The 20,844-nt window shown below is 67.8% G+C and carries 20 protein-coding genes; 15 read left to right on the top strand and 5 right to left on the bottom strand.

Annotation, left to right across the window (positions count from 1 at the left end):
• The first annotated feature begins 43 nt into the window (after nt 1-43).
• From AC6R2M_RS13830 to fliQ, 14 genes are all read left to right on the top strand, one after another.
• Nucleotides 44-1,819 carry a flagellin N-terminal helical domain-containing protein gene (locus tag AC6R2M_RS13830; RefSeq protein WP_500483072.1) on the top strand — a complete coding sequence of 592 codons (1,776 nt, stop codon included), beginning with the start codon at nt 44-46 and terminating at the stop codon, nt 1,817-1,819.
• A gap of 246 nt (nt 1,820-2,065) precedes the next feature.
• Nucleotides 2,066-3,781, top strand: coding sequence for a flagellar basal-body MS-ring/collar protein FliF (gene fliF / locus AC6R2M_RS13825; RefSeq protein WP_500483070.1), 1,716 nt, complete (start codon nt 2,066-2,068; stop codon nt 3,779-3,781).
• A 47-nt stretch (nt 3,782-3,828) separates the two neighbouring features.
• Nucleotides 3,829-4,617, top strand: a complete 789-nt coding sequence (locus AC6R2M_RS13820; RefSeq protein WP_500483069.1) for a hypothetical protein — start codon at nt 3,829-3,831, stop codon at nt 4,615-4,617.
• Nucleotides 4,614-5,804 carry a MotB family protein gene (locus AC6R2M_RS13815; protein WP_500483067.1) on the top strand — a complete coding sequence of 397 codons (1,191 nt, stop codon included), beginning with the start codon at nt 4,614-4,616 and terminating at the stop codon, nt 5,802-5,804. The genes AC6R2M_RS13820 and AC6R2M_RS13815 overlap by 4 nt, the downstream gene beginning before the upstream one ends.
• On the top strand, nt 5,801-6,994 hold the full coding sequence (locus AC6R2M_RS13810) for a MotC family chemotaxis protein (protein ID WP_500483065.1): 1,194 nt from the start codon (nt 5,801-5,803) through the stop codon (nt 6,992-6,994). Before AC6R2M_RS13815 ends, AC6R2M_RS13810 begins: the two co-directional genes overlap by 4 nt.
• Entirely contained in the window at nt 6,991-8,844 is a 1,854-nt protein-coding gene (locus AC6R2M_RS13805) for a flagellar hook-length control protein FliK (protein ID WP_500483063.1), read from the top strand. The genes AC6R2M_RS13810 and AC6R2M_RS13805 overlap by 4 nt, the downstream gene beginning before the upstream one ends.
• Before the next feature lie 163 nt (nt 8,845-9,007).
• Nucleotides 9,008-9,679, top strand: coding sequence for a response regulator transcription factor (locus AC6R2M_RS13800; protein ID WP_500483061.1), 672 nt, complete (start codon nt 9,008-9,010; stop codon nt 9,677-9,679).
• A 177-nt stretch (nt 9,680-9,856) separates the two neighbouring features.
• Entirely contained in the window at nt 9,857-11,536 is a 1,680-nt protein-coding gene (locus AC6R2M_RS13795) for a flagellar hook protein FlgE (RefSeq protein ID WP_500483059.1), read from the top strand.
• A gap of 60 nt (nt 11,537-11,596) precedes the next feature.
• Entirely contained in the window at nt 11,597-13,021 is a 1,425-nt protein-coding gene (flgK, locus tag AC6R2M_RS13790) for a flagellar hook-associated protein FlgK (protein ID WP_500483057.1), read from the top strand.
• A 127-nt stretch (nt 13,022-13,148) separates the two neighbouring features.
• Nucleotides 13,149-14,246 (top strand): flagellar hook-associated family protein, encoded by a 1,098-nt coding sequence (locus AC6R2M_RS13785; protein ID WP_500483055.1) that lies wholly within the window; start codon nt 13,149-13,151, stop codon nt 14,244-14,246.
• A 61-nt stretch (nt 14,247-14,307) separates the two neighbouring features.
• Nucleotides 14,308-14,658, top strand: a complete 351-nt coding sequence (flaF, locus tag AC6R2M_RS13780; protein WP_500483053.1) for a flagellar biosynthesis regulator FlaF — start codon at nt 14,308-14,310, stop codon at nt 14,656-14,658.
• Between the two features lie 5 nt (nt 14,659-14,663).
• The gene (flbT, locus tag AC6R2M_RS13775; RefSeq protein ID WP_500483051.1) at nt 14,664-15,113 is read left to right on the top strand and encodes a flagellar biosynthesis repressor FlbT; all 450 of its coding nucleotides are present in this window, start codon (nt 14,664-14,666) and stop codon (nt 15,111-15,113) included.
• Nucleotides 15,110-15,508: a flagellar hook assembly protein FlgD gene (gene flgD, locus AC6R2M_RS13770; RefSeq protein WP_500483049.1), complete on the top strand. Its 399-nt coding sequence runs from the start codon at nt 15,110-15,112 to the stop codon at nt 15,506-15,508. The genes flbT and flgD overlap by 4 nt, the downstream gene beginning before the upstream one ends.
• A 2-nt stretch (nt 15,509-15,510) precedes the next feature.
• A complete protein-coding gene (fliQ, locus tag AC6R2M_RS13765) occupies nt 15,511-15,777 on the top strand; it encodes a flagellar biosynthesis protein FliQ (protein ID WP_500483047.1) in 267 nt (88 codons plus the stop codon).
• Between the two features lie 277 nt (nt 15,778-16,054).
• Here the strand turns inward: fliQ and AC6R2M_RS13760 are convergent, their stop codons facing one another.
• On the bottom strand, nt 16,055-16,351 hold the full coding sequence (locus tag AC6R2M_RS13760; protein ID WP_500483045.1) for a hypothetical protein: 297 nt from the start codon (nt 16,349-16,351) through the stop codon (nt 16,055-16,057).
• A gap of 98 nt (nt 16,352-16,449) precedes the next feature.
• Between AC6R2M_RS13760 and AC6R2M_RS13755 the strand changes: the two genes are divergently transcribed.
• Nucleotides 16,450-17,301 (top strand): hypothetical protein, encoded by an 852-nt coding sequence (locus AC6R2M_RS13755; RefSeq protein ID WP_500483043.1) that lies wholly within the window; start codon nt 16,450-16,452, stop codon nt 17,299-17,301.
• Here the strand turns inward: AC6R2M_RS13755 and AC6R2M_RS13750 are convergent.
• The 4 genes from AC6R2M_RS13750 to AC6R2M_RS13735 form a co-directional block, all read right to left on the bottom strand.
• Nucleotides 17,283-17,729: a DUF2383 domain-containing protein gene (locus tag AC6R2M_RS13750; protein ID WP_500483041.1), complete on the bottom strand. Its 447-nt coding sequence runs from the start codon at nt 17,727-17,729 to the stop codon at nt 17,283-17,285. The two genes, AC6R2M_RS13755 and AC6R2M_RS13750, sit on opposite strands and share 19 nt — an antisense overlap.
• Before the next feature lie 33 nt (nt 17,730-17,762).
• The gene (locus tag AC6R2M_RS13745; RefSeq protein WP_500483039.1) at nt 17,763-18,941 is read right to left on the bottom strand and encodes a zinc-dependent alcohol dehydrogenase; all 1,179 of its coding nucleotides are present in this window, start codon (nt 18,939-18,941) and stop codon (nt 17,763-17,765) included.
• A 65-nt stretch (nt 18,942-19,006) separates the two neighbouring features.
• A complete protein-coding gene (locus AC6R2M_RS13740; RefSeq protein WP_500483037.1) occupies nt 19,007-19,933 on the bottom strand; it encodes a manganese catalase family protein in 927 nt (308 codons plus the stop codon).
• 79 nt (nt 19,934-20,012) lie between these two features.
• Nucleotides 20,013-20,843 (bottom strand): heme ABC transporter ATP-binding protein, encoded by an 831-nt coding sequence (locus AC6R2M_RS13735; protein WP_500483035.1) that lies wholly within the window; start codon nt 20,841-20,843, stop codon nt 20,013-20,015.
• Between the last annotated feature and the right edge of the window lies 1 nt (nt 20,844).

Raw genomic sequence — 20,844 nt, 5'->3', positions numbered from 1 at the left:
GACCCAGAATGTCCCTCGTATCTCAAGTTTCGGGACGCTTTCCATGACTTCGATCAACACCAATATCGCCGCGACGACCGCTCTGCGCACGCTGCAGCAGACGAACTCGCAGCTCGACCAGACGCAGAGCCGCATCTCGACCGGCCTGAAGATCGGTTCGGCCAAGGACAACGCCGCCTACTGGTCGATCTCGACCGCCCTGAAGTCCGACAACAAGGCGATGGCGACCGTCAAGGACGCGCTCGGCCTCGGCGCCGCGACCGTCGACACGGCCTATCAGGGCCTGAACGCCGCCAAGAACGTCCTCGACGAGATCAAGTCGAAGCTGACGGCCGCGACCCAGACCGGCGTCGACAAGAACGTCATCCAGGCCGAGATCGCCGAGCTGCAGAAGCAGCTGCAGTCGATCGCCAACTCCTCGATCTTCTCGGGCGAGAACTGGCTGTCGGTCAATTCCGAGACGGCCGGCTTCAGCGCCGACAAGCAGATCGTCGCGTCCTTCACGCGCGATGCGAGCAACAACGTCTCGATCGGCACCGTGAACGTCAACATCGGCGCGGTCGCTCTGTTCGACAGCTCGACCGTTGCCGGCAAGAACGGCATTCTGGACGCGCAGGTCGAGCTGAAGACCGCGGCGGGCGCCGAGCTGAAGGTCGGTGGCGTCAATGCCACGGGCAACGGCACGGCCTCGGGCGGCATTCCGGCGGCCGGCGCCTCCGATGCCGGATCGGATCTGGTCGCGGCAACGCAGGGCACGCTGACCTCGGCGGTGTTCGGTTTGACGGGCGCCGCTGACGGCGACGACCTGCTCTTCTCGATCTCCATCGATGGCGAGACGCCCGCACAGGACTTCGTGATCGACATCACGGATGCCTCGACCTTCGACATCGACGACGTCGTTGCGGGCATGTCCGCTCTGACGGGCGCCACGGTTGCCGCCGGTACTGGGGCTGACGCAGGCAAGCTGATCATCACGTCGAACTCGACGGGTGTGAGCTCCACGGTAACGATCTCCGGAGCCATCGTCGCTGCGGACGGCGGCAACACTGCCAAGGCAGGCGCTTCCACCACGCTCGCGAGCGGCGAGACGATCGTCGATGGTGAGGATCAGGTCGACGCGACCGCCGCGGCCGTCACGCTCAACGCCTTCGCCGCGTTCGAGCTGGATGCCGACGACAGCGTCACCTTCAAGATCGCGATCGACGGTGCAGCCACGCCGACGACCGTTCGGATCGACCAGGCTCTGGTCAACGAGACGCTGGGTGAGGCCGCCGAAGGCAAGATCGCCACTCTGGACGAGTACCGCCAGGTCGTCGCAGCGGCACTGACCAAGGCCAACGTCTCCGGCGTGACGGTCGCGGCGAACGCCGGTGACACGGCTCTGGTCTTCACCAGCGGCACCGAGGGTGACGATTCGGCCGTGGCGATCTCGGACGTGGTCGTCTCGGCCGGTGCCGACCGGATCTCGGTCGACACGATCAACATCTCGGAAGCGGCCCTCACCGCCTCCGGTGCGACGACCGGCGAGCAGGTCCGCGACGTGCTCTCGGCCTACATCTCGGTGGTCAACGACGCGATCAACAAGGTCACGTCGGCCGCTTCGAACCTCGGCGCCGTGGCGTCGCGCATCGAGCTGCAGCAGACCTTCGTCACCAACCTCATGGACACGATCGACCAGGGCGTCTCCGGCCTCGTCGATGCGGACATGAACGAGGAGTCGACCCGTCTGCAGGCCCTTCAGGTCAAGCAGCAGCTCGGCGTCCAGGCGCTCTCGATCGCCAACCAGTCGGCGCAGAACGTCCTGCGGCTTTTCCAGTAAGCCGCGCGGACGCTAACGACGAACAGGGTCGCGTTGCGCTAAACTAACGCCACGCGCGGCTGGTCGGATACGACATGGGCCCCGGCATTCGTGCCGGGGCCCCTTTCTTTGCGCTCACGGGTCTCGACCGCAAGCTTATCGGTAAGAACTTCTTCATCCTTTGGAGGATGCCAATCTGGCGCAAGCTTTGTGGGCGATTGTGGGTTTGACGGGGCTGGTTCTGGCTCCGGCTTGCCTGGAAAAGTCATGTCGCTGGTCGCCGGGGCGCAAGCCCAGAAGCTCTACGCCAATCTGAACGCCCTGGGGCCGCGCCGGCTCGCCGGGCTCGGGCTCGTCTTCGCGCTGGTCGTGGGGCTGGTGTCGCTGGCCGCCTGGCAGCTGTCGCGCCCGCAGATGGACACGCTCTATTCGGGTCTCGACCGCCAGGACGTGACGCGCATCGGCGCGGCGCTGACCGAGGCGGGCATTCCCTTCGACGTCAACGCGGCCGGCGACACGGTTCTGACCGGCTTCTCGCAGACGGCCGCGGCCCGCATGCTGCTGGCCGAGCGCGGCCTGCCGCGCTCCGACAATGCCGGCTACGAGCTCTTCGACCAGATCGGCTCCATGGGTCTGACCTCCTTCATGCAGCAGGTGACGCGGGTGCGCGCCCTGGAGGGGGAGATCGCTCGCACCATCCAGAGCCTGCAGGACGTGCGCGCGGCGCGCGTCCATCTGGTCCTGCCCGAGGAGGGCTCGTTCCGCCGCGAGCGCCAGCCGCCCTCGGCCTCGGTGACGATCCGCACCGACGACGTCGCCTCCTTCTCGTCCGCCAACGCCATCCGCCATCTCGTCGCCTCGGCCATTCCGGGCCTGGAGGTGGGGCGCGTCACGGTTCTGTCGACCGACGGCACGCTGCTCGCCTCGGGCGAGGACGGCACGTCGGCCGCGCCGTCGCGCCAGCTCGGCATGGAGGGCGTGGTGGCGCGTCAGGTGGAGGATTCGATCCGCCGCACGCTGGCGCCCTATCTCGGCATCGGCAACTTCCAGTCCTCGGTGTCGGCGCGGCTGAACACGGACCGGCGCCAGACGAGCGCGCGCACCTTCGACCCGGACGGCCGCGTGGAGCGCTCGGTGCGGACGGTCCGCGAGACGGGCCAGTCGACCGACCGCGAGGCGGAGACGCCGGTGACGGTGGACCAGAACGTGCCGCTCGCGGAGGCCGAGGGCGGGCAGGCCGGCTCGCAGTCCTCGCAGGCCAACGAGCGCCGCGAGGAGCTGACGAACTTCGAGATCAACGAGACGACGGTTCAGACGGTCTCGGAAGGCTATGCGGTGGAGCGCCTGTCGGTGGCGGTGATCGTCAACCGGGCGCGTCTGCTGGAGACGCTGGGCGAGAACACGGGCCCCGAGGCCTTCGACGCGGCGCTGGCCGAGATCCGGGCTCTGGTGGCCTCCGCGTCCGGCCTGTCGGAGGATCGGGGCGACCGGATCGAAGTGACGGCGGTGGACTTCGCCGGAACGGGCGAGGCGCTGGAGCCGGTGCCGGGCATCGGTCTGATGGAGACGCTGGCGAGCCAGTTCGGCACGCTGGTCAACGCGCTGACGATCCTGGTCGTGGCGATCCTGGTGATCTGGTTCGGCCTCAAGCCGGCGGTGAAGGCGATCGCCAAGCCCGCGGAGGCCTCGGCCGAGGGCCTGGGCGCGGACGCCGGCCCCGACCTTCTGGGCGCAGGCGGCGCGCCGGAGCTGCCCGGGCTCGCCGCGCTGCCGGGCTTCACCGCGCCCTCCATGGAAGGCTTCGGCGCCGACTTCGGCTCGGACTTCGGACCGGCCGGCGGCGGCGACCCCGCGCTGATGGAAGAGCTCGACCAGATGCGCGCCAACTCGCCCCAGGTGCGCCTCGAACGCCTCGTCGACTTCGACGAAGAACAGGCCGCAGCCATCCTGAAGCAGTGGATCCACGAAAAGAAGGCGGCCTGACAAGGCCATCCGCGGAACGAACAGTCACCTGAAGGGATGCCTGGATCATGATACCTCTCGCACAGTATCTCAGCGATCTGCAGGACGACGAGTTCGTCCGGCCCCGCCCGGTCGAGCGGCGCTTCGAAGCGGCCTTCGCGCGCGAGCCGCGCGTCCAGCCCGTTCCGGTCCGCCCGCTGAAGCCGGTCGCAGCGCGCGCTGCGCCGTTCCCGAGCGCGGGCGCCGCCGCCCAGCCGCAGGTGGAGACGGCGCCCCTGGCCGAGCTGCAGGCCGCCCGCGCGGCCCTCGAGGCCGAGCGTCAGGCGCATGCCCTTCAGCTGGCCGAAGCCCGTGACGAGGCGGCCGCCGAGCGCGAGGCGCAGGTGCGGGCCGAGCTCGAAGCGGCGAGCGATGCGCGGATCGAGGCCCTGCGCGCCGAGGCGCAGGAGAACCAGACGAAGGCGCTCGTCGAGGAGCGCACGCGCTGGACCAGCGAGCAGGCGGACCGGCTGGCCGACCTGATGATCCTTCAGATGGCCGTCTTCGAGGACGCAATGCGCGCGACGGTGAAGGGCGTCCTGAAGCCTCTGGCGATGGATGCGCGCCAGCGCCGCGCCCTGGAGGATCTGGCGGACGCCGTGCGCGTCATCGCGCCGGAAGGCGCCGAGTACCGCATCTGCGCGACCGGCCCGAGCGACCTTCTCGCCAAGTTCCAGGCCAAGCTCGGGGACAAGGCGGATCGTCTGGCCGTGCGGCCGGACGAGAAGCAGCTGGACATTCGCGTCGAAGCCGATGCGACCACGATCGAGACCCGGCTCTCGGACTGGGGTAACGCCCTGGAGAAGGCGCTGTCGTGACCACCGGAAAGGACGCGAGCATCAGCCGGCACGGCGACATCATCATCGTCCGCCGACGCCACGAGGAGGACGAAGGGCACCATGGCGGCGTCTGGAAGATCGCGTTCGCGGACTTCATGACGGCGCTGATGGCGTTCTTCCTTGTCATGTGGCTGGTGAACGCGTCGGATGACGCGACCAAGCGTCAGGTCGCGCAGTACTTCAACCCGATCAAGCTGAACGCCGCCTCGCCGCCCTCGCCGGATCTGGGGGTGAACGAGCAGCGCCCGGTGATGCGCGAGACCGAGAGCGAGGGCGGGGTCGTCGGCGCCGCGCCCGCGGCCGAGGGCAAGCCGGTCGGCGGCACGAAGGAGGGCGGCGAGGACCAGGCGCTGTTCCGCGACCCTTACGCGGTGCTGGCCGAGATCGTCGCGGACGGCGGTCCCGCGACCGCGACGGGGCGCTCCGACGTCGTCCTGGACGGGAGCGGGCTTCCCGGCCTCAACGGCGGCGACGCCTTCCGCGACCCGTTCGATCCGACCTCCTGGCAGCTCGCGCCGAACGCGGTGGAGCGGGCGCAGGCGACCGAGGAACCGCTGAACCGCACGAACTTCGTCACCCGCGTCGTCGAGGCGGCGCCCGAAGCGGGCGCTGCGTCCGGCGAGGAGGGAACGTCCGCCTCGCCGGAGCCGGCCCAGACTCCGGCCGGAACGCCCGATGTCGTCGCGGCCGTCAGCGAGGAGGAGGCCGAGGCGGACGCCATTGAGGAGGAGCTGCGCGATTCCGCCGAGAACCTGGCGCCCGGCGCCTCGGACGGCGTCGAGGTCAGTGCCGCCGAGAACGGGATCGTGATCTCTCTCGGCGACAGCCTGACGAACGGCATGTTCGAGATCGGCTCGGCCCGGCCGCGCGCCGAAACCATCCGTCTCGTCGAGCAGGTCGCCAAGATCCTGTCCGAACGCGAGGGAACGATCGTGATCCGCGGCCATACGGATTCACGCCCCTATGCCGGCGAGGACTACGACAATTGGCGCCTTTCGACGGCCCGCGCGCACATGGCCTATTACATGCTCCTGCGCGGCGGTCTCGACGAGGCCCGGGTGAGCGCGATCGAGGGTATGGCGGACCGCCGTCCGAAGCTTCCCGACGATCCGGAGGCCGCGGCCAACCGGCGGATCGAGATCCTCCTGATCGAGCCGACCGCATGAGACGGCTGATCGGAGCGCTCGCTCTGTGCACCGTGTCGGCCCTGTGCGTCGCGCCGGCGGTCGCCGAGGACGCGCAGGAGATGCACGCCCCCGCGACCCGCGAGCCGGCACCGTTCGACATCATCCGCTCCCTGCAGTTCCTGCAGGACCAGGTCGCGCGGGGCAACGACCGGGCCATCCGCGTCCAGGCGCTGCTGCTGCGCCGCTTCGCGCCCGTCTTTCTGGAGGCGGACTCGGAGGTCTGGAACGATCCGCGCAACCGCCGCGCGGCCGTGCTCTTCACGCTTTCGGGCGGGCCGCCGGACGTCCTGGCGCGGCTCGTGGCGGCGGGTCGGCTGCCCGAGGAGCAGCGTCCGCTCTTCGAAGGCGCGCTCGCCTACGTGATGAACGATCTGAAGAAGGCCGAGAGCCTCTTCGGCTCGCTCGATCTCGGCCAGGAGGAGCCGGGGCTCGCCGCCCATCTCCATCTGGTGCTGGGGCAGATCCAGCAGATCGACGATCCGGCGAGCGCCGTCGCCCATCTCGACCAGGCGCGCCTTCTCGCGCCGGGCGGGCTGATCGAGGAAGCCGCGCTGCGGCTCCAGTCCATGCTGGTCGACGGTCTCGGCGACCACGACCAGGCGGACCGGCTCGCCCGGCAGTATTTCGACCGCTATTCCCGCTCGTCCTATGCCGGCAATTTCGAGGCCCGTTTCGCCGCCATCCAGTCCTCGCGGGGCGCCGAGGATCCGGCCGCGGCCGCCGCGACCATGGACGAGATCGTCACCGGCCTGTCCGACGAGCGGCGGGGGCCGATCTATCTGGCGGTATCGCGCCGGGCGCTCCTGGAAGGGCAGCTGGAGTTCGCCCGCCTGACCGCCGAGCGCGCTCTCTCGATCGCGACGCTCGACGTCGGGGCGGCGGAGCGCGCGCGTCTGTACGACGTCGCCGCCAGCCTCTCGACCCGACCGGAGGCGGATGTGCGCGCAGCGCTTTCCTCCGTGTCGCGCGACCGGCTCCAGCCCGAGGATGCCGCGCTTCTCGACGCCGCGAGCGAGGTTCTGGCCTCGATCCGCAAGCCCCTGTCCGAGCTGCTGCCGCCGGTTCTGCCGCCCGCGGACGAGACCGCCGCCGCCCCATCCGTCGTCGTCGAGCGCGCCGAGCGTCTCCTCAACGAAACCGCATCCGACTTGAAGAGTGCCATGCGATGAACATCGCCATCCTTCCCAAGCTTCCCGACGAGGACGCGCTCGCCCCCAAGCCTCGCGATCGCGACGCCGGTGCGAAGGCGCAGGCCTTCGAAGGGGAGATGAAGGGCGCCGAGGGCCGCGCGCGCACCAAGGCGGACGCGGCCCGGGAGACCCGCGAGGCGAAAGCGGACGAGACCTTGGACGATGGCGCCTCGGTCGAGGCCAAGCCGGACGAGGTCGAGGTCGCCGGTCCGCGCGACGTCCTCAGCCTGCTGGCGGCCGTCTCGCAGGCCGGCGTCAGGGACGGCGGCCGCCCCGAACGGTCCTGGAAGGCGGGCGAGGGCTCCGAAGGGCTTTCGCGCGAATGGGTCGGCGTGACGGCGCGCCCGGCGGAGGTGGAGGTCGAGACGGACGCGCTAGCGCCGCGAAGCGCCGCGCCGGATGTTCGGGACGCAGCGAAGACGGGAGGGGACGTGCCGCGCTCGCGCCTCGTCGTCGCGCGCCAGGAAACCCATTTCGAGCCGGTCCTCGGCGAGGCGGTCCTCGTCGAGATCGACGAAGCCGCATCCTCGGAAGGACAGCCTTCGAAGGAGCGGGACATCGTCCGACTTCTCGACACCAGAGGGGGCGAGCCTTCCCCGATCCGATCGCGCGACATGCGACCGGAACGGGTATCGGGTGACCCGTCCACCGTGCAGGCAGCCAACCTCAAGCAGGATGGTTCGAAGGGCGCTTCCGGCGCTTTCCAGGCCGCACAGAGCGGTCCTTTATCGCCGGCCCGACGGAACGAGACCGGCCTGCCCGCGGAACGGCCGGACGTTTCGGCCGATGGCGTTTCGGCGGCTGAAGACGCAAGGCCGAGTGAGCGCTTGGCGACGCGGGAGGAGCCTGCGCGGCAAGGACGCGTGGCGGCCGACACGGCGAGCGTGAAATCGGCAGAGATGAAGACGGACGTGCGGCAAATGGCCGTTCCTACGGCGGCTGACCAGGTCGATACGCGTTCCGCCCGAGCGCGAAGCGAGCCCGTCCGCTCCACCGAACGCCGCAGCGCGTCGGATGTCGATGCGTCTGCGGGACGGACGGAGGAGAGCGCGAACCTGGACGCAGACAGTGCCTCACCGCTCATCCCTGCCGATCGCAAGGAACAGGGCGTCGCGTCCGTCGAGAACCGTGCCTCGAAGCGGGGAGCCGTTGCGCAGGAGCGGCCGGCACCTTCCTTTGCGGCAGCGAGCGAGCAGCGAACTCAGGGCCTCGCATCGCGAGAGGGCGAACGTCTGCTCACGCCGGCGGGCGTCGCGGCCCCATCGGGCTCGGGAGCCCCGTCGGCCGTGCCCGCCATGTCCGTCCAGGTCGCCGAGCGCATTATCGACGCGTTCGGGGGACCCGGTTCGAGCCGGCCTGTCGACGAAGCGCCGAGCGGCTCGCATCTGCGGCTTCGTGCCGGCGGCGGCGCGCTGAAGACGCTGGTCATTCAGCTCCAGCCGGAAAACCTCGGGCTTCTGCACGTCTCGATGCGGCTGCAGGACGGGCAGTTGATGCTCGAGATCGCCGCCGACAAGGTCGAGACCGCGCGCATGCTCGGCGAGGACCGTGCTGCGCTGCGCTCGCTCCTGGAGAAGGCGGGGTTCTCGCTGGAGGATTCCTCGATCGTGGTGGCGGTCCGCGAGGCCGGCGCCTCGGCCTCCACTTCTGGCGCCCGGGACGGGGCGGCGAGTCCGGACGGACGAGGCGCGGAACGTGGAGCCGGGCAGGGGAGCGGCGAAAGCGAGCGCGGCCGGTCCGAGAGCGATGGACGCGACCAGCCGGCGCGTCGCCGGGCGGAGGAGCCCGTCGCCTCCAGGCCGAAGCCCGCCGGAACGACATTCCTCTGATGCTTGCGGCGGCCTCCGGCGCGGCCGGACGGAACTGCGAAACGTGGCGCCGAAGCGGCTCGGGTCAGGCTTTCTTAACCCTATAGTTATTTTTGGGGATAGCTCGCCAAAGGCTTAACAACCTATCAATCCTGCACGAGGAACTGAAAACTGGCGGTGCCCTATGATCGTGGTGGTCGATGATCGCGAACTTGTGACGAACGGTTACAGGTCGATGTTCTCCTCCGAGGGCGTGTCCTCGGCCGGCTTCCAGGTGGAAGAGTTCCGCGGCTGGGTCGAGACGGCGGCCGACGCCGACGTTTCCGCCGTCGAGGCCTTCCTCCTGGGCGACTTCCCCGAGCGGGCCACCTTCACCAAGCTGGTGCGCAGCCGGACCTCGGCTCCGATGATCGCGCTGGCGGAGACGCGCACGCTGAACGCGACGCTCGACTGCTTCGCGGCCGGCCTCGACGACGTCGTCGCCAAGCCGGTCCACGTCAAGGAAATCCTGGCGCGGGTGGGTGCCATCCGCCGCCGCGAAGGCAGTGTCGACCGGGCCCGCACGAGCGTCGACGAAATCTGCGTCTTCAACGACGGTCGCGACGCCGAAGTGGCGGGGGAGCCGATGGTGCTGCCGCGCCGCGAGCGCCGCATCCTGGAGTATCTGGTCGCCAATCGCGGCCGCCGTGTTTCCAAGCAGCAGCTCTTCTCGGCGATCTACGGCATCTTCGACGAGAACGTGGAAGAGAACGTGATCGAGAGCCACATCTCCAAGCTCCGCAAGAAGCTGAAGATGCGCCTCGGCTACGATCCGGTCTCCTCCAAGCGCTATTTGGGTTACGGGATCGGCGTCTGATCAATCCTGAAAGTATTAAGAAAGTATGAAGGCTTCGAACCACGGCGGGTTCGGAGCCTTTTTCTTTGCCTTCCCTGCTTTGCGCGTTCGGCCGAATGCAACGCCTCGTCGCGGCAGCTTCGCGCAAGCTCCGGAACTTAGTTTCACTTCAAAGTGTAGATGATAAAGGGGTCTCGGATGAGCATCGGCGGATTGATGCGCACCAGCGTATCGGGAATGAATGCCCAGGCCACGCGCTTGGCAGGCGTCGCCGACAACATCGCGAACGCCAACACCACCGGCTACAAGCGGCAATCGACGGAGTTCTCCGCGCTCGTCGTCGCTTCCGGCGGAGGGCAATACAATTCGGGTATCGTCGAGGCGAACACCCGGCAGATCGTGAGCGAGCAGGGCGTGCTCACGGCATCGGCGAACAACACGAGTTCCCAGGCTGTCGATCTTGGCGTCAACGGCAAGGGCTTCTTCGTCGTCTCCGACGGAGCGGGTGGCACCTTCCTGACCCGTGCCGGCGCTTTCGTGAAGAACGGCAATGGCGAGCTCGTCAACGCTGCGGGCTACGTCCTCCAGGGTTATCCGCTCCCGGATGGCGACACCGAGGGCGTGCTGAACGGCTTCGCTGGTCTGCGCAACGTCAATCTGGATTCCGCGCAGCTCCGTCTGAAGCCGACCGATAGCGGCATCTTCCGCGTGAACCTCCCGAAGGATTCGCCGGTCCTGCCGCCGCGGCTCGCCGGTACGGCCGGAACGGCCACGCAGACCGATGTGATCGGCGCGGGCACCTTCGCCGCCAATGCACAGAGCTTGACCTTCAGCGTCGCGATCGACGGGGCAGACCCTGTCACGGTGACGATCAATGCGCCGCAGAATGGCGAACTGAACGACCTGACTCAATCCCAGCTGATGACCGCCGTCGTTGACGGCATCAACACCGCGGTCGGCAAGGTCGTCGCCTCCAACAACGGAAATCGTCTCGTTCTGACCTCGCAGTCGAACGGTCCGAACAGCACCGTCGCCCTGACCAACGTGCAGGTGGACAGCGCCGACGCCACGATCGCCGGCCTTGCCGACATGTCGGGCACGGGCGAACTCGGAGCTCTGGACGGTACTCGGCCCGGCGCCGGGGGAACGGGCAAGGTGAACTACACCGCGACCGACTCCATCATCGTCTACGATGATGCCGGTAAGGAAATCGTCCTCGACATCTACATGACGAAGGTGACGGACGGCTCGGGCAGCACGCCGGAAGGGCCGAACAGCTGGGAGTACGCGATCTACGACCGCGCCACGCGCTCCCCGGGTGAGACGCCCTTCCCCTATTCCACGGGCCCGATCGGCGGCGTGCGGCAGGTCGTCTTCGACCGGACGGGTGCACTCCAGGGCACGCAGCCTCTGGCAATCCAGATCCCGAACGGGCAGATGCTGCAGCTCGACATCACCGGATCTTCTCAGGTCGGCAAGACCTACCAGCCGATCTCCGCGAGCGTGAATGGCAACCCTCCGGGCAATGTGGACCAGATCCAGATCTCGGCGGACGGCGTCATCTCCGCGCGCTTCAAGTCCGGCGAACTGGTGCCGCTCTTCAAAGTCCCCCTGGCGCTCGTCGAAAGCCCCGACAATCTGCGGGCCCATTCCGGCAACGTCTTCTCCGCCGGACAGGATTCGGGCGAGGTGCTTGTCGGCTTCGGCGGCGAAAGCGGTCTCGGCGCGATCGTCCACGGCGCGCTGGAGCAGTCGACGGTCGATCTCGCCAGCGAGCTGACGACCATGATCGAGAGCCAGCGCTCCTACACGGCCAACTCGAAGGTCTTCCAGACCGGGTCGGAAATTCTCGACGTTCTCGTCAATCTGAAACGCTAACGGCGGGGGCGGTCGCTCCGGCCGCCCTCCCGATCTCCCTCCCGTCGGAACCTCCCCGCGATGTCGCTTACCTCGGCCCTCGATTCCGCCAAGTCCTCGCTGCTCGCGACGCAGACGCAGACCGCCCTCGTCTCGCGCAACATCGCCAATCTCAACGACCCGAACGCCACGCGCAAATACGCCAACGTCACCACCGGCCTTGGCGGTCGTGTGGAGGTCGCCTCCATCGCGCGGTCGCAGAACTCGGTTCTGTACCGGAACATGCTGGACTCCACCTCCGCGGTCGGGTCCTGGAGTTCGATCTCGGCGGGCTACCAGCGGTTGAACGAGGTCATCGGGGACACGACGCTCGCCCGCTCCCCCTCGGCGCAGATCTCGACCCTCTCCGATCGGCTGCTCGCCTTCTCCGGCAATCCGGGCAGTTTCGAGTTCGCGCGCGCCGCACTCGACGCGGCCCGCGACGTCGCGTCCAACCTCAACGAACTGTCCGCCACCGTCCAGGCGGTCCGCCGGGACGCGGACAACTCGCTCCTGCATGCCGCCGAGGACATGAACGCGCTGCTCGGCGAGATCGAGCGGCTGAACGAGAAGGTCGTCTCGGGAACGATCGGGGGAACCGACGTCACCGACTTCGTCGACAAACGCGACGCGGCCGTTGCCAAGCTCTCGACCTATGTCGGGGTGAACGCGCGCATCCGCGGCGACAACGACCTCGTCCTGCACACCGATTCCGGCGTCAGCCTGTTCGACAAGCGCGCGCGCCTCGTCGAGTTCACGCCCTCCAGTCCGCTCGGTTCCGGCCAGACGGGGTCCGCCTTCCGCATCGACGGCGTGCAGGTGACGGGCGAGGGCGCCTTCATGCCGCTGCGCTCGGGCTCGGTCGTCGGGCTGACGCAGCTGCGCGACCAGATCGCCCCGACCTTCGAGGCGCAGCTTGACGAGATCGCGCGCGGCCTCGTCGAAGCCTTCTCCGAGACCACCGCTGACGGGAAGCGCTCCGGCCTCTTCACCGTCGGTGAGAACGGCGAGCCGGTCCGCGAGGGCGCGTCCCACGGCTTCGCGGCGCTGCTGCGGATCGACACGCGGGTGGCCGGCGATCCGACGCTCATCCGCGACGGCGTCAATCTGGCGCGGCCGGACGGCGAGGGGTCGGGCTACACCGGCCGCATCACCGCGCTCTACGAGGCGCTCGGGGCGTCCCGCTCCTATTCGACCGAGGCGGGTCTCTCGGACGCGGGCACGCTCGCCAACTTCGCCGCGTCCTCCCTCGGCTGGCTCCAGGCGGGCCGGGCCTCCGCCCTCTCGGAGGTCGAGTATCGCACGACGCTCAACGAGCGCACGCGCGAGACCATGTCCAACGAGACGGGCGTCAACCTCGCCCAGGAGATGACCCTCCTGACCGACCTCCAGCGCTCCTACCAGGCATCCGCCAAACTCATCTCGACGGTCGACGAGATGCTGGCGGCGCTGCTTCAGTCCGTCTGAACCGACCGCACGTCCCCGGAAGCCAGGTTCAGCTTTCGGACGGTCTGATGCGTAGAACCGAAGAGATGGTGCGTTTGTCGTGCGGCCAGACGGCCGTCAGGCGCCCCGGCGTTCGAAAGGAAACGAGATGAGCATCTCGACGATCTCGTTCAACAACGCGTCCCGCGCGCAGATCATGCGGGTCCAGGCGGACCTTCGCGACGCGCTCGTGGAGAGCTCGACGAACCGTCATGCCGATGTCGGACGCACGCTCGGCCGCGCGACGGCGGACGCCGTCTCGTTCCGGGCGCAGGAGACGAGCCTCGACCGGATGCTGCAGTCGAACAAGCTGGTGACCCAGCGGCTCGAGCTGATGGACGACACGCTGGCCCGCATCCAGAAGAGCGCCGAGGCCGTGCGCGACCAGCTCATCCCGGGCATCACCGACGCGGCCTTCTTCGCGAGCGCCAAGCAGGTGACCGAAGCGGCGATGGACGAGTTCGTCGGCGCCATGAACCTTTCGGTCGGCGGCCAGTATCTCTTCTCCGGCAGCCAGACCGACATCCGCCCGATCAACCCCTTCGGCGAAGGTCCGGGCGAGGCCGTCCAGGTCCATTTCAAGCAGTTCCTGGAGATCGCTGGGCGTGACGCATCGACGGTCACGGCGGACGAGATCGCACAGTATTTCGGCGACGGGTTTTCCTATCCGGCGACCGACGCTGCCGGCGACCCGATCTTAAACTCGGACGGAACGCCGTCCATGACCAAGATCGCCTTCGACGATCTCTTCGACGACGCGACATGGTCCCAGACCTTCGCCCGCGCGTCCGACACCCCGATCCAGTCGCGCATCAGCAAGACCGAGACGATCGCGTCCTCCGTCAGTGCCAACATGGATGTCTTCCGGGACCTCATGGCCGGTTTCGCCGCGATGACCCTCGCCTCCGAGGCGATGGACCCGAACGTGCGTCAGGCGGTCGGCAACGTGGTCCGGGCGAAGGTCGCGAGCGGCGTGGCCGGGCTGACGGCGCTGCAGAGCGACCTCGGCAACCGCATGGCCAGGGTCTCGGCCGCCGATACCTCGATCACGCAGCAGAAGGACATCTTCGCCGCGCATGTCGCCTCGCTGGAGGAGGTCGATCTCGTCGAAGCCGCCCAGCGCGTCGCGGCGCTGCAGACGCAGCTCGAGGCGTCCTATCGCGTGACCGGCATGATCCGCGAAATCAACATTCTCGACTATCTCTGACGCCGCCGTGCCGGCGCTAGACGACGGCCGCCACCACCGTCCCAGAACCAGGACCCAATCGATGTATCAGTTCTCCTATGCCGAGATCGCCGAGGACAGCTTTTCGACCTCGCGGGATCGCGAGCGCGAGGCGCTGGACCGGTCGATCGAGGCGATGAAGAAGGCGGAGGCGGCCGGTCCGCGCTCGCGCGAGGCGGTGGAGGCGATCTACCTGACGCGCAGCCTCTGGACGATCCTCGTGGAAGACCTCGCGGAACCCGAGAACGCCCTGCCGGAGGACCTGCGCGCCTCGCTCATCTCGATCGGTCTGTGGATCATGCGCGAAGCCGAGGCGATCCGGCTCGGAAAGGTCACGAGCTTCAAGGCTCTGATCGACGTCACCAGTTCGATCCGCGAAGGCCTGGAGGCTTGAGAACCATGGGCAGCCTGAAGATCTCCCTTCGCGCCGGAGAGCGCCTGTTCCTGAACGGCGCGGTGCTGCGCGTCGACCGCAAGACGCAGGTCGAGCTCCTCAACGACGTGACCTTCCTTCTGGAGAGCCACGTCATGCAGGCCGCCGAGACCAAGACGCCGCTGCGCCAGCTCTACTTCATTATCCAGATGATGCTGATCGAGCCGGCCCGCGCCGACGAGACGCGGCGCGTTCTCGAGGCGACGCTCTCGCTTCTCCTCGCCGCCTTCCAGACGCGGGAAATCCGCGATGGTCTGCTCGACGTCCGCGATCTCGTGGCCGACGACAACTCCTTCGAGGCGCTCAAGCGCCTGCGCGGCCTGATCCCCCTGGAGGACGCCGTCCTCGCCGGTGCGCCGCTGCCGACCCAGCTGGGTCCGGTTCCGCTCGCGATCGCGGCCGGAGCGCGCCGATGACCACGATATCCGGCGTCACCGGAGGCGCCGCGGCGGCGGCCGCGACCACGAGCGAGCTGAAGACCGGCCTCGACTACAACGCGTTCCTCCAGCTCCTGATCGCGCAGATCAAGAACCAGGATCCCCTCGCCCCGATGGACCCGACGGAGCAGATGAGCCAGCTGGCCTCCTTCTCCAATGTCGAGCAGACCATCAAGCTGAACCAGAAACTGGAGACGATGATCACCGTCTCCTCCCTGACGCAGGCCGACAATCTGATTGGCCGCGTCCTCACCTCGGCCGACGGGCAGACGCAGGGCTTCGTGAAGTCCGTGCAGGTCTCCAAGGACCAGGTGCTCGCCACGCTGACGAACGGCGCGGTGGTGCCTCTCGGCTCCGGCGTCAGGATCGAGTAGCCATGAACGAAGCCGACGCCATCGACATCGTGCAGGGCGCGATCTGGACCATCGTCGCGGCCTCCGGGCCGGCCGTTGCCGGCGCCATGGTCGTCGGCATCGTCATCGCGCTGTTCCAGGCGCTGACGCAGATTCAGGAGATCACGCTCACCTTCGTGCCGAAGATTCTCGCGATCTTCGTCATCATCGCTCTCACCGCCTCCTTCACGGGGGCGCAGGTCTGGGCGTTCACGCAGGAAGCCTACGCGAGGATCGAAACGGGCTTCTAAAGCGCCGTGCGTCCGTTCGAACGCACAATGGTCGCTGCATCTCCTTGAATCTGCACATCGGGCTTTCCGGAAATGGATTCCGGTTTTCGGGCCGATGCTGCAGGTCGCCCCTGCCGGTTCGACATCCTGCGCGAACGATCACGCCCGGAAGCGCAGAAGCGCTTCCGGGCATCCTCATACATGTTCTATAATATCCCTGCGCTCGCGCCCGCCCGCCGTCGTCTCGGCGGGTCGGATGAGCAGGAGCTGCCGGACGCCGGGTCCGGCCGGGTGCGCCTCAGAACGGGGCCGAACTCGTGAGGGACCCTCGACGGTCCGCCTGGGCGGATACGAGATGGACGATGTTGTCGGTGTTTGGGCCGCGCCCGCTGTCGCGGCGAGAGGGAAGCAGATGAGCGGCTTCCCGAAGGTCGTCCGCCGCTTCCATCAAGGATTGGGCGAGCATATCCGCGTCGCATCCCTGACGCGCGTAGAAGGCGGCAAGAGCGCGGATGTCGCTGATATGCCCCTTCACAAGCCGCTCGAATTCGGACTGTCCGGGCGTTTTCGCCCGAAGCTCGCGCTGCTCGTTCATCCCCCATGCCCCTCGGTCTCAGGTCGTCGGCGACATCTTGCACAACGCGGGTCGGCTCGCGTGGACAGAAGCGGGCGGCATCGGAGCCAGGAGGTCGCATGAACTGGCAGGCCATCGGGGCGCTGAGCGCCGTCTTCAAAAAGCATCCGGCCTTCGAGGCGGCGCTGCTCCGCCACACGGAGGGCATCCTCGAACTGCGTTCGCGGATTCGGCACACGTCCAAGCTCTTCGGCAAGGAGGAGCGTTGCCGCTCTTTCAACATCTACGGCATCCTCGCGGCCGAGGCCGACCAGGCGGGACGCAAGGAGGTCGCGCTCGCGGACTTCCTCGAGGGCGCGCACCGAGCCGACGTGTCCGACCGCACGGCGAAGACGGTCGCTTCGCTCATCTCCTATTACGGGTTCGCGGACCAGACCGTCGACGTTGCGGACCGCCGCCGCCGCGTGCTCGTGCCCAAGGAGCGGACCTGGACCTACATGACCGACTGGGCGGCCCCCACCTTCGATGCGCTGGACCTTCTCGGGCAAACGTTCGAGGGGGACGGGCGGAGGGCGGCCCGAGACACGTTCGCCTCCGCGAAGGAGGATTACATTTCCGCGAGTCAGGCCTTCTTCGGCGGCAACGCGCCGTTCACGCGCGTCTTCGCCTATCTGGAGGGCGGAAGCCTACTGTGCATGTCGGCCGTCGCGGCCGCATTGCGGGGTCAGCCGGCGCTCTCGCTCGGCGAGGCGGCCGAGCGGTTCGCGATCTCCAAGGCGCAGCTGTCGCGCGTGGTGGCGGAGGGACGAGCCTGCGGGCTCTTCACCTCCGCCACCAAGGCCACTCCCAGCGAGGCGCTGATCGGCCAGTATGCCGAAACGATCGCGGTCGTCCTCGCCTTCCTCTCCCACCACCGCGATCTGGGAACGCGGCGGTGGAGCGCGGAAGCGGATCAGGCCGCGGCTGCCTGATCCATCCACGCCTTGTGCCGGTCTTCGTCGGCATAGGCCTTCTGGAAGAAGGATCGGGCCTCGGCCGGAACGACGCTGTTCTTGGCCGCCTGATCGTAGGCCATCTTGGTCTCGATCTCGTTGGTCGACATGGCCTTCAGGATGGTCTTGTCGCCGACGAGGCTGGCGAGGGCGATCTTGCCCGTCGTCAGATACTCCTTCATGTCGCCTTCCTGCGGCGCCTCGATACCGAGAGAGCCGGCAAGACGCGTCAGCTCCTGGACATGCGCGAGATGATCGTCGCGGAAGGACGAGATCTGGCGCTTGGAATGAGGATCGTCGAGACGCTCGACCGTCGATTCATAGGCCGAGATCGCATCGTGTTCGAGGATGAGGAGGTTCTTCACAACGTCCTCGTAGGTGCTTTCGGTGCCGACGGTCGTGACCATGGTCGGTTCCTTTCCTTGGCTTTCGTCGAAGGTTCAGCCGTGCGGGCGCATCACCACCTTGATGCAGCCCTCGGCCTTGTCGCGGAATTTCCGGTAGAGGTCCGGGCCTTCCTCGAGCCCCGCCCGGTCGGTGATGACGAAGGAGGGGTCGATCTCGCCGGAGACGATGCGCTGCAGCAGCGGCTCCAGATAGCGGTGGGTGTGGGTCTGACCGGTGCGCACCGTCAGCGCCTTGTTCATCAGGGCGCCGAACGGAACCTTGTCGAGGAAGCCGACATAGACGCCCGGCACCGACAGCGTGCCGCCCTTGCGGCAGCACATGATCATCTCGCGAAGCACATGCGGGCGATCGGTGCCGAGATAGGCGGCGGCCTTCACCTTGTCGACGACGGCGTCGACGGCGCCGCCCGCATGGGCCTCCGTCCCGACCGAGTCGATGCAGCGGTCCGGTCCGCGCCCCTTGGTCATCTCCTGCAGGGCGTCGTAGATCTTCACCTCGTCGAAGTTCAGCACCTCGGCCTTGCCGAAGGTGCGGGCCATCTCCAGACGCTCGGGCACGTTGTCGATGGCGATGACGCGGCCCGCGCCCAGCATCCAGGCGCTCTGGATCGCGAACTGCCCGACCGGTCCGCAGCCCCAGACCGCCACGGTGTCGCCGGGCTCGATCCCGGCCTGCTCGGCGGCCATGTAGCCGGTGGGGAAGATGTCGGAGAGGAACAGGACCTGCTCGTCCGACAGGCTGTCGGGCACCTTGATGTGGCCCACGTCGGCGAAGGGCACGCGCAGATACTCCGCCTGACCGCCGGGAAAACCGCCCAGCATGTGCGAATAGCCGAACAGGCCGGACGGGGAATGCCCCATCGCGGTCGCGGCGATGTCGGCATTGGGATTGGAGCGGTCGCAGAGCGAGAACAGCTGCTTCTTGCAGAAGAAACAGTCGCCGCAGGCGATGTTGAACGGCACGACGATCCGGTCGCCGCGCTTGAGGTTGGTCACCTCCGAGCCGACCTCGACGACCTCGCCCATGGTCTCGTGGCCCATGACGTCGCCCGACTCCATCGTCGGCATGTAGCCGTCATAGGGGTGGAGGTCGGAGCCGCAGATGGCGCAGGCGGTGACGCGGATGATCGCGTCGCGCGGGCTCTTCAGTTCGGGATCGGGGACGGTGTCGCAGCGAATGTCGCTTTTGCCGTGCCAGCAGAGGGCTCTCATGGCGCTTCCTCGAGATGATGGGGGTCAGGGAGGATGGCCGGCGCCGCGCCGACCTTCCGGCAAGGTCAGCGCGAGGCCTTGTAGAGCTTCTGCGCGATCTCGAACATTTCCTCCGGTGCGTAGTCCGGGGTGAAGGCCGAGGGGATGCCGGTCAGCTGGTGGATCTTGCCGCCGTCGGGATGGCCGTCCACCACCTCCAGTTCGCCCGGGGGATCGTCGGGAAGCGCGACCTCGCCATTGCCCCAGATGCCGGCCATCTCCTTGTAATCGTTCGGAGAGAACGTGTAGAGGCGCCGGTGCGAGCCCTCGTCCAGATATTTCTGGGACTCCGGGATCTTCGAAAGCGGGATGTTCGGCGTCGGCAGGAACTTGTCGAGATCGACGCCGGTGATCTTCTTGAGAGCCAGCGCATAGGCGTGGGCGTGGACGGAGCCGCGCACGAGGAGGTAGCCGCAGACCTCGCGGCTCGTCGGGTCGCACACCGTCTCGTAGACCCGCAGCTTGTGAAGCCGGGCTCCGCATTCCAGATGGAAATTGTGCAGGAGATCGACGACGACGTTGCCGGTGGTGGTGATGCAATCCTTGTTCCAGGACAGGCCGTTGGAATCGACCGGAACCGCGCCGCCGGCATGGGACAGGAAGGACGCCGCCGAGCGGATGTCCTTCATGTCGGCGAAGGGTGCCCCGGAAATGTCGCCGCCGTCCCCCTCGTCGCCGTCCGGCTGGTCCGGTCCGTTCGCGAGCATGGCCACGCCGTTCGAGACGAGCTCGACATGGCCGAGCTCCTCGGCCGTGATCGCCGCCACGAGGCTGTAGAACGGCTTCAGCTTGGTCTTGGATCGGAAGTTGAAGCTCTGGAACATGTAGTTCCCGAGAGTCGACATCTCGCCGTACTTGCCGCCGAGCAATTCCTGGAGAGCGGCGGCGGCGTTCGGATCGGCGGCTTTGGGCGCAGGCAGATTGGCCTGCAACTGGTCGATGCGCATGAACATGAGCGTTGACTCCCTTCGTCGGGAGGCCAATCCCGGCCGCGGGTCAACGTTCCTGTTTCATGACGATCTGGAGACCTTATTAACCGGTCGCGGCTAAGCGGGCCGCCGCCGGGACGGCGGGCGTCGGCGGACCTCGCAGGGTCTGCGTCAGGACGAAGGGAATGTCAGCCGGCGGAACGGCACCGATCCGCAGCTTCACGCCGAAGACCTCTTCCATCAGCGCGTCCGTCAGCACTTGGCGCGGCGTCCCGTCGGCCGCGATACGCCCGTTCGAAAGGACCACGAGCCGGTCCGCGAAGCCGCTGGCGAGGTTGAGATCGTGGAGGACGGCGACGACGCCCCCGCCGCCGAGGGCGAAGTCGCGGGCGATCGCCAGCACCTCGACCTGATGGCGGATGTCGAGGCTGGACACGGGCTCGTCTAGGAAGAGGTAGCGCGGCTCCCCCGCCTCGACAGGCGCGCCGGCCTGCGCGAGCACGCGGGCGAGATGCACACGGCTCTGCTCGCCGCCCGAAAGCTCGCCATAGGAGCGGCCGCCGAAGCCGGCGAGGCCGACCCGCGCCAGAGCGGAGCGAACCGCTTCCGGACGCTGGCGATGGCCGCCGGCCTCCAGACCGAGGCGCACGATTTCCGCGACGGTGAAGGGGAAGGCGAGCTGCGAGGACTGGGGCAGCACGGCGCGCCGCCGCGACAGGCGCGCGGGATGGAACTGCCGCAGGTCGCGTCCGTCCATGAAAGCCGCGCCGGCGGCAGGTTCGACCTCGCCCGTCAGGGCCTTCAGGAGCGAGGATTTTCCGGCGCCGTTCGGTCCGGCGAGGACGGTAAGCTGCCCCGGCCGGATCGCGATCGACACGCGGTCGAGGACGGTGCGCCCGCCATAGGCGAGGGAAAGGTCGCGGGCATCGATCATG

The sequence above is a fragment of the Aureimonas sp. CAS genome (assembly GCF_059838215.1).
This window is presented reverse-complemented; position numbering and strand designations above follow the sequence as displayed.

Excerpts from the sequence above, each read along its gene's own strand:
- AC6R2M_RS13830 (WP_500483072.1), top strand. The coding sequence starts at position 44 with ATGACTTCGATCAACACCAATATCGCCGCGACGACCGCTCTGCGCACG.
- fliF (WP_500483070.1), top strand. The coding sequence starts at position 2,066 with ATGTCGCTGGTCGCCGGGGCGCAAGCCCAGAAGCTCTACGCCAATCTG.
- AC6R2M_RS13820 (WP_500483069.1), top strand. The coding sequence starts at position 3,829 with ATGATACCTCTCGCACAGTATCTCAGCGATCTGCAGGACGACGAGTTC.
- AC6R2M_RS13810 (WP_500483065.1), top strand. The coding sequence starts at position 5,801 with ATGAGACGGCTGATCGGAGCGCTCGCTCTGTGCACCGTGTCGGCCCTG.
- AC6R2M_RS13805 (WP_500483063.1), top strand. The coding sequence starts at position 6,991 with ATGAACATCGCCATCCTTCCCAAGCTTCCCGACGAGGACGCGCTCGCC.
- AC6R2M_RS13800 (WP_500483061.1), top strand. The coding sequence starts at position 9,008 with ATGATCGTGGTGGTCGATGATCGCGAACTTGTGACGAACGGTTACAGG.
- AC6R2M_RS13795 (WP_500483059.1), top strand. The coding sequence starts at position 9,857 with ATGAGCATCGGCGGATTGATGCGCACCAGCGTATCGGGAATGAATGCC.
- flgK (WP_500483057.1), top strand. The coding sequence starts at position 11,597 with ATGTCGCTTACCTCGGCCCTCGATTCCGCCAAGTCCTCGCTGCTCGCG.
- AC6R2M_RS13785 (WP_500483055.1), top strand. The coding sequence starts at position 13,149 with ATGAGCATCTCGACGATCTCGTTCAACAACGCGTCCCGCGCGCAGATC.
- flaF (WP_500483053.1), top strand. The coding sequence starts at position 14,308 with ATGTATCAGTTCTCCTATGCCGAGATCGCCGAGGACAGCTTTTCGACC.
- flbT (WP_500483051.1), top strand. The coding sequence starts at position 14,664 with ATGGGCAGCCTGAAGATCTCCCTTCGCGCCGGAGAGCGCCTGTTCCTG.
- flgD (WP_500483049.1), top strand. The coding sequence starts at position 15,110 with ATGACCACGATATCCGGCGTCACCGGAGGCGCCGCGGCGGCGGCCGCG.
- fliQ (WP_500483047.1), top strand. The coding sequence starts at position 15,511 with ATGAACGAAGCCGACGCCATCGACATCGTGCAGGGCGCGATCTGGACC.
- AC6R2M_RS13760 (WP_500483045.1), bottom strand. The coding sequence starts at position 16,351 with ATGAACGAGCAGCGCGAGCTTCGGGCGAAAACGCCCGGACAGTCCGAA.
- AC6R2M_RS13755 (WP_500483043.1), top strand. The coding sequence starts at position 16,450 with ATGAACTGGCAGGCCATCGGGGCGCTGAGCGCCGTCTTCAAAAAGCAT.
- AC6R2M_RS13750 (WP_500483041.1), bottom strand. The coding sequence starts at position 17,729 with ATGGTCACGACCGTCGGCACCGAAAGCACCTACGAGGACGTTGTGAAG.
- AC6R2M_RS13745 (WP_500483039.1), bottom strand. The coding sequence starts at position 18,941 with ATGAGAGCCCTCTGCTGGCACGGCAAAAGCGACATTCGCTGCGACACC.
- AC6R2M_RS13740 (WP_500483037.1), bottom strand. The coding sequence starts at position 19,933 with ATGTTCATGCGCATCGACCAGTTGCAGGCCAATCTGCCTGCGCCCAAA.
- AC6R2M_RS13735 (WP_500483035.1), bottom strand. The coding sequence starts at position 20,843 with ATGATCGATGCCCGCGACCTTTCCCTCGCCTATGGCGGGCGCACCGTC.